The organism is Enterobacter cloacae complex sp. EB5, from assembly GCF_031432835.1.
Taxonomy (GTDB): domain Bacteria; phylum Pseudomonadota; class Gammaproteobacteria; order Enterobacterales; family Enterobacteriaceae; genus Enterobacter; species Enterobacter hormaechei_C.
This window is the reverse complement of record NZ_CP133860.1, coordinates 116,708-131,164: the sequence shown is the minus strand read 5'-3', so window position 1 is coordinate 131,164 and position 14,457 is coordinate 116,708. Positions and strand designations below refer to the sequence as shown.

The window sequence follows — 14,457 nt, the reverse complement described above, 5'->3', positions numbered from 1 at the left end:
TTCAGCTTCTCGCCAGGTAATCGACAATTTTCTGGGTATCCGCAAGCGAACACAGACGCGTTCCCTGATTGATGGTGGCTGCACTCCCTGCCGCGACGCCATAGCGTGCCATCTCAAGAAGCGAAGCGCCCTGCGCCAGCTTCAGCACCATCGCGCCAACCATACTGTCACCGGCACCCACGGTGCTCTGGCTTTTCATCGGCGGTGGCACAACCTGCACAAAGCCCGTCTTGTCGACGGCCAGCGCACCCTGAGGACCGAGAGAAACCACAACGCGATGCGCTTTGCCCGTACGTACCAGCTCTTCTGCGGCAGTACGCACGTCGTCAGGCTGGCTGAGTTCTCGATTAACCAGGGCGCTGAGCTCTTTCTGGTTAGGTTTAACGAGTTCAAGTTGTCCGGGTTCTAACGCCGCCTTCAGGGCTTCGCCTGAGCTATCGACAATGCAGCGGATGCCGCGCTGGAGCGCCGCCTGAACCAGCGCCGTCAGTTTCTCGGTTTCGACGCCCGGCGGCAGACTACCGCTGATCACCAGTAATGAGCCGCTTTCAATGGTCAGCACTTTCTCTTCCAGTTGACGAAACTCATCATCGGTCAATTTCGCCCCCGGCATCACAAAACGATATTGCTCGCCGCTGGATTCAACATGGACATGCAGGTTCTGCCGGGTCCAGTCTTTAGCGTCGACGGTGTCTACGGCAACCTGTTCATCTGCCAGCAACGCCACCAGATGTTCTCCCGTGGCGCCGCCAGCGGGGAAGATGGCGGTGGCTTTTCCGCCGAGATGGGTAATGGCGCGCGCCACGTTAATGCCACCGCCGCCCGGCTCAAACACCGGCGCGCTACAGCGCAGCTTACCTTCCGGGTAGATTTGCGGCGTCATGGTCGCGGAGTCGAGGGAAGGGGAGAGTGTCAGCGTATAAATCGAAGCCATCATGACCTCCTTTTATCATGGGTTCTTTTAAGCCTGGCACCGTTTGGCAGGAAGGCAACGTAAATAACAGTATGATTTTAAATATGAATGCTGACAAATAACCCGCGCCGGGCATATAAAATAAAACGCGTTTTGGGATCGTTCTTATTCAAAAAATGAAAGAAGAAAATATTGCTATGTTATTTGCGGCTTTTTATAATTTGTTACCTTTCTATGGTCGCCTTGTCATTGATCCGCAAGAAAGTTTCCGAGACCGTGACGGTCTCTTTTTATGTTGTACGGACTCCTTAAATAAAATGAAGCTTTTGAAGACAGTACCCGCAGCACTGATGCTGGCGGGTGGCGTATTTGCGTCACTGAATGCAACCGCCGATGATACCGTTTTTACTGTCATGGACGATCCCTCCACTGCCAAAAAACCCTTTGAAGGTAACGTGAATGCCGGGTATCTGGCGCAATCCGGTAACACGAAAAGCTCCTCCCTGACCGCAGACAGCACCCTGACCTGGTACGGCAACACCACGGCCTGGTCGCTGTGGGGAAATGCCAGCAACACCTCTGCTAACGATCAACGCTCATCGGAGAAATACGCGGTAGGCGGACGTAGCCGATACAACATGACCGATTATGACTACCTGTTCGGGCAGGCGAGCTGGCTGACTGACCGCTACAACGGCTATCGCCAGCGTGATGTCGTGACTGCGGGTTATGGTCGTCAGTTCCTCAACGGGCCGGTGCACAGCCTGCGTTTTGAATTCGGTCCGGGTGTCCGTTACGACGAGTACACCAACGGCGAAGATGAAACGCAGCCGCTGGGTTATGCATCTGGCACCTACGCATGGCAGATGACGGATAACGCAAAATTCACCCAGGGTGTGTCGGTGTTTGGCGCTGAAGATACAACGCTGAACTCTGAAAGTGCGTTGAACGTGGCCATCAACGAACACTTTGGACTCAAGGTGGCGTACAACGTAACCTGGAACTCATCCCCACCTGATTCTGCGCCGGAACATACCGATCGCCGAACTACGATTTCTTTAGGTTATAAAATGTAATTTCGCCGGGCCGGGACTCTTCTCGGCCCGTTTTTTATTTTCTGAAACTGTGCTTATTTATATTAAACGGCGTTTTAAAATAAATAATGGGTTTGGTTTCTTCTTCATAATTTCTCCATAATTGCTTGTCAGAGCTTATTCAGTTTATTTGACACGAATTGATAAATAATTTGACTAGGCAAAAATGTGATCCAGATCTACACTTACGGCACAGGCGAAAACATCGCCTCAGACATATCGCATTAAATAAGTATGAGAATAAAATTATGAAAAAAATCAAAACCGCTACAGCAGCGATGGTGCTTTCCGCACTTTCATTTGGCGTATTTGCTGCTGATAATATGACACAACCTGCCAGTGACGTTAACAACCCAATCGGGATCGCTAAAGCCTCTGATGTAGAAGCAGGCTCCAACATTGCCCCCGGCTCTCAGTCTACCGGCCAGTCAATGAATGACGCATTTGATGTACACAAGCTGGTGGCGGGTGAGTGGTCCTGATATTTCAACTGCCACCTGTGACGCAATATATACGCTGTCACAGCCTGTCGAAAACCGGATTATGACGTACCGGTTTTTGTACCTTAAATTATCGTAAAGATAGTTAAAATTTATTCCGTAAACTAACGCCACGTTTTCACTGTCAAAATATTAGCCCCAGATCATTGCGGCCCAGCGCAGCAGCAACATCGCGCCGCAAATAGCAATTAACACCACGACCATTTTCCAGTGCTTCACGGCAAATCTTTTTGTTGGCATAACCTAATCCTTGTCAGTTGATACCCTTAGTCTATCAAAATTTGCGCCAGAAAGCGCTCAACCCGGGACAACAGGTTATGCCGGAACACTGGTTCGGCTTAAAACCAATGGAATCTGTCAGCCAGAATCAATACCAGGCAAGCAGCGGAAAGTAGATTCAATATCACAACGGTTCTGCTGGATACATTCATGTGATACCCCTTCGATGTTTAAGGACCAAGTCAAGAATAGCTCAGCACTTTCGGATTGCGAGCCTCCGCCAGCAAAAGTTCATGAACGCATACAAAAGGATGTGCGGTTCAAAACGGTCGCAGGAAGGTGCATTCGCCCTGTTAATAGTGTTACCATTACGACGCCTGCCGTAAACACGCATTATTCTGAAATCGGCCGGTGAATGATGACGAACCAATTTGACGATTGTTGGTCAGATGGTTTCGTAATCTACTGTTTAATCACGATTATTTTCTTTGTATATGCTCTTATGTGTGGGGCATCACTGCAAATAAGGATATAAAATGCCTGTAATTACTCTTCCTGATGGCAGCCAACGCCATTTCGACCACGCTGTTAGCCCAATGGATGTTGCCCTGGATATCGGTCCTGGACTTGCAAAAGCAACCATTGCAGGCCGCGTAAACGGCGAGCTGGTAGACGCGTCCGATCTGATTGAAAGCGATGCAACGCTTGCGATCATCACCGCGAAAGACGAAGAAGGTCTGGAGATCATTCGTCACTCCTGCGCGCACCTGTTAGGCCATGCTATCAAGCAGCTGTGGCCAAACACCAAAATGGCGATCGGCCCGGTTATCGACAACGGTTTCTACTACGACGTTGACCTTGACCACACCCTGACCCAGGAAGATATCGACGCGCTCGAAAAACGTATGCACGAGCTCGCCGAAACCAACTATGACGTCATTAAGAAGAAAGTCAGCTGGCACGAAGCGCGTGAAACCTTCGTGAAGCGCGGCGAGAGCTACAAAGTCTCGATTCTTGATGAAAACATCGCTCATGATGACAAGCCAGGCTTGTACCATCACCAGGAATACGTCGACATGTGCCGTGGACCGCACGTGCCGAACATGCGCTTCTGTCATCACTTCAAACTGATGAAAATCGCGGGCGCTTACTGGCGTGGCGACAGCAACAACAAAATGTTGCAGCGTATCTATGGTACCGCGTGGGCCGATAAGAAAGCCCTGAACGCATACCTTCAACGCCTGGAAGAGGCGGCTAAGCGTGACCACCGTAAAATCGGTAAGCAGCTTGACCTGTATCATATGCAGGAAGAAGCGCCGGGTATGGTGTTCTGGCATAACGACGGCTGGACTATCTTCCGTGAACTGGAAACGTTCGTGCGCTCCAAGCTGAAAGAGTACCAGTATCAGGAAGTGAAAGGCCCGTTCATGATGGACCGTGTGCTGTGGGAAAAAACCGGCCACTGGGACAACTACAAAGATGCGATGTTCACCACTTCGTCTGAGAACCGTGAATACTGCATCAAGCCAATGAACTGCCCAGGCCACGTTCAGATCTTCAACCAGGGTCTGAAATCCTACCGCGATCTGCCGCTGCGTATGGCGGAGTTCGGTAGCTGCCACCGTAACGAGCCATCAGGTGCATTGCACGGTCTGATGCGTGTTCGTGGCTTTACTCAGGATGATGCGCATATCTTCTGTACTGAAGATCAGGTTCGTGATGAAGTTAACGCCTGTATTCGTATGGTCTACGATATGTACAGCACCTTTGGCTTCGAGAAGATCGTGGTCAAACTCTCAACGCGTCCGGAAAAACGTATCGGCAGCGATGAGACATGGGATCGCGCAGAGGCGGATCTCGCCGTGGCGCTGGAAGAGAACGGTATTCCGTTCGAATACCAGCTGGGCGAGGGCGCATTCTACGGTCCGAAAATTGAATTTACCCTGTATGACTGCCTCGATCGCGCATGGCAGTGCGGAACGGTACAGCTGGACTTCTCCCTGCCGCAGCGTTTAAGCGCCTCTTATGTTGGCGAAGACAACGAGCGTCAGGTGCCTGTTATGATTCACCGTGCAATTCTCGGTTCACTGGAGCGCTTCATCGGCATCCTGACCGAAGAGTTTGCGGGCTTCTTCCCAACCTGGCTTGCGCCAGTGCAGGTCGTGGTGATGAACATTACCGATTCTCAGGCGGATTACGTTAAAGAATTGACGCAGAAACTACAAAATGCGGGCATTCGCGTAAAAGCAGACTTGAGAAATGAGAAGATTGGCTTTAAAATCCGCGAGCACACTTTACGTCGTGTCCCGTATATGTTGGTCTGTGGTGATAAAGAGGTGGAAGCAGGCAAAGTTGCCGTTCGCACCCGCCGTGGTAAAGACCTGGGGAGCTTGGACGTAAGTGAAGTGATTGAGAAGCTGCAACAAGAGATTCGCAGCCGCAGTCTTCAACAACTGGAGGAATAAGGTATTAAAGGCGGAAAACGAGTTCAAACGGCACGTCCGAATCGTATCAATGGCGAGATTCGCGCCCAGGAAGTTCGCTTAACAGGTCTGGAAGGCGAGCAGCTGGGGATTGTGAGTCTGAGAGAAGCGATCGAAAAGGCTGAAGAAGCTGGAGTAGATTTAGTTGAAATCAGCCCTAACGCCGAACCGCCAGTTTGTCGTATCATGGACTACGGCAAGTTCCTTTATGAAAAGAGTAAGTCTTCTAAGGAACAGAAGAAGAAGCAAAAAGTTATCCAGGTTAAGGAAATCAAATTCCGTCCTGGTACCGACGATGGCGATTATCAGGTAAAACTCCGCAGCCTGATTCGCTTTCTGGAAGATGGCGATAAGGCCAAGATCACGCTGCGTTTCCGCGGTCGTGAGATGGCCCACCAACAGATTGGTATGGAAGTGCTTAACCGCGTCCGTGACGATCTGAGTGAACTGGCAGTAGTCGAATCCTTCCCTACGAAGATCGAAGGCCGCCAGATGATCATGGTGCTCGCTCCTAAGAAGAAACAGTAAGGCCTTCAAGCAGCAAAATCTGTGGAGCCTTCGGGCACCATAGGTTTTGTTCGCCTATGTTTCGTTTATTTAACAATGCGAAGTGGAAGTTATTAAAATGCCAAAAATTAAGACCGTACGCGGTGCTGCTAAGCGCTTCAAAAAAACCGGTAAAGGTGGTTTTAAGCACAAGCACGCTAACCTGCGTCACATTCTGACTAAGAAAGCTACCAAGCGTAAACGTCACCTGCGTCCAAAAGCCATGGTTTCTAAAGGCGATCTGGGCCTGGTCATCGCGTGCCTGCCGTACGCATAAGTCGTTAACGTTTAACTTTTTTAACTTAGAATAGATACAGGAGAGCACACATGGCTCGCGTAAAACGTGGTGTAATTGCACGTGCACGTCACAAGAAAATTTTGAAACAAGCTAAAGGCTACTACGGTGCGCGTTCACGCGTATACCGCGTTGCCTTCCAGGCTGTTATCAAAGCAGGTCAGTACGCTTACCGTGACCGTCGTCAGCGTAAGCGTCAGTTCCGTCAACTGTGGATTGCGCGTATCAACGCAGCAGCACGTCAGAACGGTATTTCTTACAGCAAATTCATCAACGGCCTGAAAAAAGCCTCTGTTGAAATCGACCGTAAGATCCTGGCTGACATCGCAGTATTCGACAAAGTAGCGTTCACCGCTCTGGTCGAAAAAGCGAAAGCAGCACTGGCATAAGCCAGTTGAGAGAGGGGGCTTTGCCTCCTCTTTTCATTTAACACCATCAGAAGATTGACATTTATCCGTGCAGGCTTTTCAATAAGGTCTTAACGGTTTTTACCCTACAAGGTAACGCAAGCATGAATGCTGCTATTTTCCGCTTCTTCTTTTACTTTAGCACCTGACTTCAGGAGGCTAGCGCGTGAAAGATGAAACGAAAAACAGCGCCAGATAAGCCTCCCGATGGAGGCTTTTTTTGTGCCTGAAGTTAAGAGAATACGTCCAACAATTCGGTGTCTGCACCGACATAATGAGGAAAACCATGTCACATCTCGCAGAGCTGGTTGCCAGTGCAACGGCCGCCATTAACCAGGCCTCAGATGTTGCCGCGTTAGACAATGTCCGCGTCGAATATCTGGGCAAGAAAGGGCATTTGACCCTTCAGATGACTACCCTGCGTGAACTGCCAGCAGAGGAGCGCCCGGCAGCCGGTGCAGTGATTAACGAAGCCAAAGAGCAGGTACAGCAGGCGCTGAACGCGCGTAAAGCCGAGCTGGAAAGCGCAGTCCTGAATGCGCGCCTGGCGGCAGAAACGATAGACGTTTCTCTGCCGGGTCGTCGTATTGAAAACGGCGGTCTGCATCCGGTTACCCGTACTATCGATCGTATTGAAAGTTTCTTCGGTGAGCTCGGCTTTACCGTGGCGACTGGCCCGGAAATTGAAGATGACTACCACAACTTCGATGCCCTGAACATTCCTGGCCATCATCCGGCACGTGCTGACCACGACACTTTCTGGTTTGACGCCACCCGTCTGCTGCGTACCCAGACCTCCGGCGTGCAGATCCGCACCATGAAGGAACAGGAGCCGCCAATCCGCATCATCGCGCCGGGTCGCGTATACCGTAACGACTACGATCAGACCCACACCCCAATGTTCCACCAGATGGAAGGTCTGATTGTTGATAAAAACATCAGCTTTACCAACCTGAAAGGCACGCTGCACGATTTCCTGAACAACTTCTTTGAGGAAGATTTGCAGGTTCGCTTCCGTCCGTCCTACTTCCCGTTCACTGAACCGTCTGCGGAAGTTGACGTGATGGGTAAAAACGGCAAATGGCTGGAAGTGCTGGGCTGCGGCATGGTGCATCCAAACGTGCTGCGCAACGTGGGTATCGATCCGGAAGTGTATTCCGGCTTTGCGTTCGGTATGGGCATGGAGCGTCTGACCATGCTGCGCTACGGCGTAACCGATTTACGTGCGTTCTTCGAAAACGATCTGCGTTTCCTCAAACAGTTTAAATAAGGGCAGGACAGAACAATGAAATTCAGTGAACTGTGGTTACGCGAATGGGTGAACACCACGCTGGACAGCGACGCGCTTTCCAACCAGATCACCATGGCGGGTCTGGAAGTTGACGGTGTGGAGCCGGTTTCTGGCGCCTTCACCGGCGTGGTCGTGGGCGAAGTGGTTGAATGCGGTCAGCACCCTAACGCTGACAAACTGCGCGTAACAAAAGTCAATGTGGGCGGTGACCGTCTGCTGGATATCGTCTGCGGTGCGCCAAACTGCCGTCAGGGCCTGAAAGTAGCCGTAGCGACCGTTGGTGCGGTACTGCCGGGTGATTTCAAAATCAAAGCGGCTAAGCTGCGCGGTGAGCCGTCTGAAGGCATGCTGTGCTCCTTCTCCGAACTGGGTATTTCCGACGATCACTCCGGCATTATTGAACTGCCGCAGGATGCGCCAGTTGGTACCGATATCCGCGAATACCTGAAGCTTGATGACAACACCATCGAAATCAGCGTAACGCCAAACCGTGCCGACTGCTTAGGCATCATCGGTGTGGCCCGCGACGTGGCCGTGCTGAATCAGACTGAACTGAACGTGCCGGAGATCGCTCCGGTTGAGGCAACCATCAGTGACGTGCTGCCGATTCAGGTAGACGCGCCTGAGGCCTGCCCACGCTACCTCGGTCGTGTGGTGAAAGGTATTAACGTTAAAGCGCCAACCCCGCTGTGGATGAAAGAGAAACTGCGTCGCTGCGGTATTCGTTCTATCGACGCCGTGGTTGACGTCACCAACTATGTCCTGCTGGAGCTGGGCCAGCCAATGCACGCCTTTGATAAAGATCGTATCGAAGGTGGGATCGTCGTGCGCATGGCGAAAGAGGGCGAAACCCTGGTTCTGCTGGATGGCAGCGAAGCGAAACTGAACGCCGACACCCTGGTGATTGCCGATCACAACAAAGCGCTGGCGATGGGCGGGATCTTCGGCGGCGAGCACTCTGGCGTTAACGACGAGACGCAAAACGTCCTGCTGGAATGTGCGTTCTTCAGCCCGCTCTCCATCACCGGCCGCGCACGCCGTCACGGTCTGCACACTGATGCTTCTCACCGCTACGAGCGTGGCGTGGATCCTGCGCTGCAATACAAAGCGATGGAGCGTGCGACTCGCCTGCTGATCGCCATTTGCGGCGGTGAAGCGGGTCCGGTAATTGATGTGACCAACGAAGCGACGCTGCCGAAGCGTGCGACCATTACCCTGCGCCGCAGCAAGCTGGATCGCCTGATTGGTCACCACGTTGCCGATGCGCAGGTGACCGACATTCTGACGCGTCTGGGCTGCGAAGTCACTGAAGGTCAGGACGAGTGGAAAGCCGTTGCGCCATCCTGGCGTTTTGACATGGGGATCGAAGAAGATCTGGTGGAAGAAGTGGCCCGCGTTTACGGCTACAACAACATCCCTGACGAGCCGGTGCAGGCGGGTCTGGTGATGGGCAGCCATCGCGAAGCCGATCTGTCTCTGAAGCGTGTGAAAACCATGCTGAACGACAAAGGCTACCAGGAAGTGATCACCTACAGCTTCGTTGATCCTAAGCTGCAACAGCTGATCCACCCGGGTGAGGAAGCGCTGATCCTGCCAAGCCCGATTTCCAGCGAGATGTCAGCGATGCGTCTGTCCCTGTGGACGGGACTGCTGGGCACTGTCGTTTATAACCAGAACCGTCAGCAAAACCGTGTACGTATTTTCGAAAGCGGTTTGCGCTTTGTACCGGATACTCAGGCGAATTTAGGCATCCGTCAGGATCTCATGCTGGCCGGCGCCATCAGCGGTAACCGCTTTGAAGAGCACTGGGACCTGGCAAAAGGGACGGTTGATTTCTACGATATGAAGGGCGATCTGGAAGCGATTCTTGATCTGACCGGTAAATTATCCGAAATTGAATTCCGCGCAGAAGCGATTCCTGCCCTGCATCCGGGTCAGAGTGCGGCGATCTATTTAGACGGCAAACGCGTTGGTTTCATTGGGGTTGTTCACCCGGAGCTGGAACGTAAGCTGGATCTGAATGGCCGTACCATCGTATTCGAGCTGGAGTGGAACCCGGTTGCAGACCGCGTCATTCCTCAGGCGCAGGACGTCTCACGCTTCCCGGCAAACCGCCGTGATATCGCGGTTGTGGTCGCTGAAAATGTGCCCGCAGCAGATATTTTGGCCGAATGTAAGAAAGTTGGCGTAAATCAGGTAGTTGGCGTAAACTTATTTGACGTGTACCGCGGCAAGGGCGTAGCAGAAGGTTTCAAGAGCCTCGCTATTAGCCTTATCCTTCAGGATACCAGCCGTACACTCGAAGAAGAGGAGATTGCCGCTACCGTCGCCAAATGTGTAGAGGCATTAAAAGAGCGATTCCAGGCATCATTGAGGGATTGAACCTATGGCGCTTACAAAAGCTGAAATGTCAGAATATCTGTTTGATAAGCTTGGGCTTAGCAAACGGGATGCCAAAGAGCTGGTAGAGCTGTTTTTCGAAGAGATCCGTCGTGCTCTGGAAAATGGTGAGCAGGTTAAACTCTCCGGCTTTGGCAATTTTGATTTGCGAGACAAAAACCAACGTCCGGGCCGTAACCCGAAGACGGGGGAAGATATTCCCATTACAGCCCGCCGCGTGGTGACCTTCAGACCCGGACAGAAGTTAAAAAGCCGTGTCGAAAACGCAACGCCCAAAACAGAGTAATATGAACTAACTAAAAAGGCCGCTCACGCGGCCTTTTTTCTTTGCGCTATTTGCTAAACCCGCCGTAAAATCAATGATATCTCAACCGGATAACCTATCGTCTATGCTTGATCTTGCCCGTCGCCAGCACCGCTCCGATCTCCGCCGCCTGTGTCTGCTCGGGGTGCTGTTGATTGTCGCCACCACCGTCAGCCTGTGTGCGGGCGATCGGTGGCTGGGGCCGGAAAGCTGGTTTACGCCTGAAGGACAGCTCTTTGTCTGGCAGATCCGCCTGCCGCGGACGCTGGCGGTCCTTTTAGTCGGCGCTGCCCTGGCGCTGTGCGGCACGATCATGCAGGCATTATTTGAAAACCCTCTGGCGGAACCCGGACTTCTCGGGGTGTCGAATGGCGCAGGCGTCGGGCTTATCGCCGCCGTGATGCTGGGGGGAGGCGAGCTCTCCGCCTGGGGGATTAGCCTCAGCGCCATCCTTGGCGCGCTGCTGATCACCCTTATCCTTCTGCGCTTTGCCCGTCGCCACTTATCCACCAGTCGGCTGCTGCTTGCCGGGGTAGCGTTGGGGATCATCTGTAGTGCGCTGATGACCTGGGCCGTCTACTTTTCTACCTCCTTCGATCTGCGCCAGTTAATGTACTGGATGATGGGAGGATTTGGTGGCGTCGACTGGCGTCAGGGATGGCTGATGGTGCTCCTGATCCCGGTCATCCTGTGGACGGCGTTTCAGGCGCAGCCGCTTAATATTCTCGCGCTGGGCGAAACGTCTGCTCGCCAGCTCGGGATGCCGATTGGATTCTGGCGCAACGTGCTGGTTATCGCCATTGGCTGGATGGTGGGCGTAAGCGTGGCGCTGGCGGGGGCGATTGGCTTTATTGGGCTGGTGATCCCGCATATGCTGCGCCTGTGCGGCATTACGGACCACCGAACCCTGCTCCCGGCCTCGGCGGTTGCCGGGGCGGCAACGCTGCTGATTGCCGATATCATCGCCCGGCTCGCCCTGACGGCCGCTGAGTTGCCCATAGGCGTGGTGACCGCAACGCTGGGCGCACCGGTCTTTATCTGGCTACTATTAAAAGCTGGACGTTAAAACACAACCTGTAAGTCAACCTGAGGGAATGCTATGCAGTCTGATATTCTGAATACCGAAGTGACGACCATTGACGGCGAGAAAACCACGCTGGAAGGCTACAAGGGCAAGGTGCTGCTCATCGTTAACGTGGCGTCGAAATGTGGCCTTACGCCGCAGTATGAACAGCTGGAAAACATTCATAAAGCCTGGGAAAAAGACGGCTTTACCGTACTCGGCTTCCCGTGCAACCAGTTCCTGGGCCAGGAGCCGGGCAGCGAAGAGGAGATTAAGACCTTTTGCAGCACAACCTATGGCGTGACGTTCCCGATGTTCAGCAAAATTGACGTGAACGGGGAAAATCGTCATCCGCTGTATGCCAAACTGGTGGCCGCGGCGCCGACCGCCGTTGCGCCTGAAGAGAGTGGTTTCTATGAGCGTATGGCGAGTAAAGGCCGCGCGCCGCTCTATCCGGACGATATTCTGTGGAACTTCGAAAAATTCCTGATTGGCCGTGACGGTGAAGTCGTGCAGCGTTTTTCGCCTGACATGACGCCTGAAGATCCTATCGTGATGGAATCAATCAAGCTGGCGCTGGCGAAATAATGACGCTGCTGATGCAGCTCACGGACGTTGCCGGGAAGGGACGTCTTGAGCCTGTGACTGCCGCAGTCAACGCAGGTGAAATCCTTCACCTGGTTGGGCCAAACGGCGCCGGAAAAAGCACGCTGCTGGCGCGCATGGCGGGGCTGACCACCGGGGAAGGAGAGATTACCTTTCTCGGGCAATCGCTCGTCGACTGGCTACCCGCTACACTCGCCTCCCGTCGAAGCTATCTGGTTCAGCAGCAGGTTCCGCCCTTTGCGATGCCCGTCTGGCACTACCTGACGCTGCATCTGCCTGATAAAAATCAGGTGGGCTTGCTTAACGAGGTTGCTGCGGCGCTCGGGTTAGACGACAAGCTTACCCGGCAGGCAAATCAGCTTTCCGGCGGCGAGTGGCAGCGCGTGCGTCTGGCCGCCGTTATCCTTCAGATCCATCCGGCGGGAAATCCTCACGGGCGGTTGCTGCTGCTGGACGAGCCGATGAGTGGGCTGGACGTTGCCCAACAGGCAGCGCTGGATACCCTGCTCAGCGCGCTGTGTCGCAAGGGGATTGCCATTGTGATGAGCAGCCATGATTTAAACCATACGTTGCGCCACGCGCATCAGGTGTGGTTGCTGGCGCGTGGCAAACTGATTGCCAGCGGAACGCGCGACAGCGTGCTGACGGCCGCCAATCTTGCGAGCGCTTACCACATGTCGTTCCGGAGGCTGGATATTGAAGGCCACAAGATGCTCATTTCCACGGCGCAGGAATAACCTTTCTTGCACAGTCGCATAGATGCACGCTAAATTACCGAAAGAACAAAAAAAGCAGAGGATTCGTCTGAAATGCGATTCTGGTTTCTCCTTGTTGCGGCGCTCTTTCTTGCAGGATGCAGCAGCCATCGTGCACCTCCGCCCAACCCACGACTTTCTGATTCCATTACGGTCATTGCCAGCCTGAACGATCAGCTCAGCAACTGGCGCGGCACCCCTTATCGCTACGGCGGCATGAGCCGGGGCGGGGTGGATTGCTCGGGATTCGTGCTGATGACCTTCCGCGATAAATTTGACCTCCAGCTTCCGCGTGAAACGCGTATGCAGGCGAAAATCGGCACTGAAATTGATAAAGACGAACTCCTGCCCGGCGATCTGGTCTTTTTTAAAACGGGCTCCGGTGAAAGCGGCCTTCATGTCGGCATCTATGATACCGATAATCAGTTCATTCATGCCTCGACCAGCCGTGGCGTGATGCGCTCCTCTCTGGATAATGTTTACTGGCGTAAAAACTTCTGGCAGGCCAGACGTATTTAACCGCTGCATAAAAATGCAGTGCGGGGGCCTGGCGGTGAAAATAGACGTCAGGCTTTTCTTGCGGGTTGATTAAAGTTAAATTTTTTGCCCAATTATTTATGTCCGCATGTGCCTGTTTTATCTAAAACTGGCTATTATTCAATAACCAGGATAAAATTAATTTAGATTCAGGGAAAAATCTGAAAATTAATACGGAAAGAATGAAATTAATCTTATTAAAATCAAGACAGTGGAATTGTGCCTGCAATTGCTCCAGGATGTTCTCTCTCATCTTTAATGCAGGACAAGCGCGATGATTATTACGCTAGATAATGCTTACCAGTCTGAACTTTTACTCCTTCCGGCGCGTGATAGTGCAGGTTTGCTTAAAGGTTTAGAGATTTTGGTTAACTTTACTGGCGTGGGTGCGGACGTACGGATCCCGACTGAACTGGTTATCCCACATCTTTCTCAGGAAGATGAATTAGCGCTGTTTCAGGAGAAACTGCAATTACTCGATACCTGTAAGCTATTTTTTATTCAGCATCAGTTAATTGCATGGATCAATATTACACCTGCAATTGTTGAGTTTTTATTAACTAATGAGAACGCTGTTTCAATCCTTGAGCGTTATCCGTTTCTTGAGTTTACTGTTAATGAGAACTATCCAGGTTTAAATAACGGGAAAGACGATCCCTGTCTGGCAAGAATGGCGATCCATTTCCCCTTAGTGCTGGCTAACTTCGGTGCAGGGGCTGCGTCCCTTAAACCGGTTTATGATGGTCTGTTCAAACGGGTGATTCTGGATAAAAACTTTATCCAGCAGCGCGTGTCGGCACTCTCGTTTGAGCCTTTTATGCGCGCCATTCTTTGGCAGATCGCGCCGCATTGTCAGTCGGTCATGGTCTCGGGAATTGACGATCACGGCATCTTACAACGCGTGCTGCCCTTCAATTTTGGTGCAATGCAGGGAAGCCTGTGGCCTGCCGTCCCGGCAGAGCGGGTCACGACTCTCGTTCAGCAATAACCCCTTTCTTCGCCCTTGTTTACGTCCAGGGAAACCCTCTACACTTAAAGCAGGAG

The 14,457-nt window shown here is 52.5% G+C and carries 18 protein-coding genes and 1 other annotated feature; of the genes, 15 read left to right on the top strand and 3 right to left on the bottom strand.

The genetic code is table 11. The features are described from left to right. Position 1: 1 nt before the first annotated feature. Positions 2–934 (bottom strand): 6-phosphofructokinase II, encoded by a 933-nt coding sequence (gene pfkB / locus RHN82_RS00700; protein ID WP_039271037.1) that lies wholly within the window; start codon positions 932–934, stop codon positions 2–4. 296 nt (positions 935–1,230) lie between these two features. Between pfkB and RHN82_RS00695 the strand changes: the two genes are divergently transcribed. Beyond that, positions 1,231–1,989, top strand: coding sequence for a YdiY family protein (locus RHN82_RS00695; RefSeq protein WP_026080717.1), 759 nt, complete (start codon positions 1,231–1,233; stop codon positions 1,987–1,989). A gap of 266 nt (positions 1,990–2,255) precedes the next feature. Further along, entirely contained in the window at positions 2,256–2,489 is a 234-nt protein-coding gene (locus tag RHN82_RS00690; RefSeq protein ID WP_023324497.1) for a hypothetical protein, read from the top strand. Between the two features lie 150 nt (positions 2,490–2,639). On the opposite strand, the gene yniD is transcribed toward RHN82_RS00690, so the two are convergent. Both yniD and yncL read right to left on the bottom strand, forming a co-directional pair. Then, positions 2,640–2,747: a small membrane protein YniD gene (gene yniD, locus RHN82_RS00685; RefSeq protein ID WP_003857815.1), complete on the bottom strand. Its 108-nt coding sequence runs from the start codon at positions 2,745–2,747 to the stop codon at positions 2,640–2,642. 98 nt (positions 2,748–2,845) lie between these two features. Further along, entirely contained in the window at positions 2,846–2,938 is a 93-nt protein-coding gene (gene yncL / locus RHN82_RS00680) for a stress response membrane protein YncL (protein WP_071842885.1), read from the bottom strand. A gap of 324 nt (positions 2,939–3,262) precedes the next feature. On the opposite strand from yncL, the gene thrS reads away from it, so the two are divergent. The 13 genes from thrS (at position 3,263) to RHN82_RS00615 (ending at position 14,401) form a co-directional block, all read left to right on the top strand. Next, on the top strand, positions 3,263–5,191 hold the full coding sequence (gene thrS, locus RHN82_RS00675; protein ID WP_047051470.1) for a threonine--tRNA ligase: 1,929 nt from the start codon (positions 3,263–3,265) through the stop codon (positions 5,189–5,191). A gap of 3 nt (positions 5,192–5,194) precedes the next feature. Next, positions 5,195–5,737 (top strand): translation initiation factor IF-3, encoded by a 543-nt coding sequence (gene infC / locus RHN82_RS00670; protein ID WP_023616141.1) that lies wholly within the window; start codon positions 5,195–5,197, stop codon positions 5,735–5,737. A 97-nt stretch (positions 5,738–5,834) separates the two neighbouring features. Continuing rightward, positions 5,835–6,032 (top strand): 50S ribosomal protein L35, encoded by a 198-nt coding sequence (rpmI, locus tag RHN82_RS00665; protein WP_001124225.1) that lies wholly within the window; start codon positions 5,835–5,837, stop codon positions 6,030–6,032. 50 nt (positions 6,033–6,082) lie between these two features. Further along, on the top strand, positions 6,083–6,439 hold the full coding sequence (gene rplT, locus RHN82_RS00660; protein WP_000124850.1) for a 50S ribosomal protein L20: 357 nt from the start codon (positions 6,083–6,085) through the stop codon (positions 6,437–6,439). A 117-nt stretch (positions 6,440–6,556) separates the two neighbouring features. Continuing rightward, positions 6,557–6,681 (top strand) — a sequence feature (Phe leader region). Continuing rightward, complete coding sequence (gene pheM / locus RHN82_RS00655; protein ID WP_001386830.1) at positions 6,562–6,606, top strand: pheST operon leader peptide PheM; 45 nt, start codon at positions 6,562–6,564, stop codon at positions 6,604–6,606. (Overlaps the previous feature by 45 nt.) A 62-nt stretch (positions 6,682–6,743) precedes the next feature. Then, on the top strand, positions 6,744–7,727 hold the full coding sequence (gene pheS, locus RHN82_RS00650; protein WP_003857809.1) for a phenylalanine--tRNA ligase subunit alpha: 984 nt from the start codon (positions 6,744–6,746) through the stop codon (positions 7,725–7,727). A 15-nt stretch (positions 7,728–7,742) separates the two neighbouring features. After that, on the top strand, positions 7,743–10,130 hold the full coding sequence (gene pheT, locus RHN82_RS00645; RefSeq protein WP_047051469.1) for a phenylalanine--tRNA ligase subunit beta: 2,388 nt from the start codon (positions 7,743–7,745) through the stop codon (positions 10,128–10,130). A 4-nt stretch (positions 10,131–10,134) separates the two neighbouring features. Further along, entirely contained in the window at positions 10,135–10,434 is a 300-nt protein-coding gene (gene ihfA / locus RHN82_RS00640; RefSeq protein WP_013097001.1) for an integration host factor subunit alpha, read from the top strand. 103 nt (positions 10,435–10,537) lie between these two features. Then, complete coding sequence (gene btuC, locus RHN82_RS00635; RefSeq protein WP_047051468.1) at positions 10,538–11,518, top strand: vitamin B12 ABC transporter permease BtuC; 981 nt, start codon at positions 10,538–10,540, stop codon at positions 11,516–11,518. A gap of 33 nt (positions 11,519–11,551) precedes the next feature. Continuing rightward, on the top strand, positions 11,552–12,103 hold the full coding sequence (locus RHN82_RS00630; protein ID WP_017384653.1) for a glutathione peroxidase: 552 nt from the start codon (positions 11,552–11,554) through the stop codon (positions 12,101–12,103). Further along, on the top strand, positions 12,103–12,858 hold the full coding sequence (gene btuD / locus RHN82_RS00625) for a vitamin B12 ABC transporter ATP-binding protein BtuD (RefSeq protein ID WP_047051466.1): 756 nt from the start codon (positions 12,103–12,105) through the stop codon (positions 12,856–12,858). The genes RHN82_RS00630 and btuD overlap by 1 nt, the downstream gene beginning before the upstream one ends. 72 nt (positions 12,859–12,930) lie before the next feature. Further along, complete coding sequence (locus RHN82_RS00620) at positions 12,931–13,395, top strand: NlpC/P60 family protein (protein WP_015570730.1); 465 nt, start codon at positions 12,931–12,933, stop codon at positions 13,393–13,395. 292 nt (positions 13,396–13,687) lie between these two features. Continuing rightward, positions 13,688–14,401 (top strand): EAL domain-containing protein, encoded by a 714-nt coding sequence (locus tag RHN82_RS00615; RefSeq protein ID WP_017384651.1) that lies wholly within the window; start codon positions 13,688–13,690, stop codon positions 14,399–14,401. Positions 14,402–14,457: the final 56 nt, after the last annotated feature.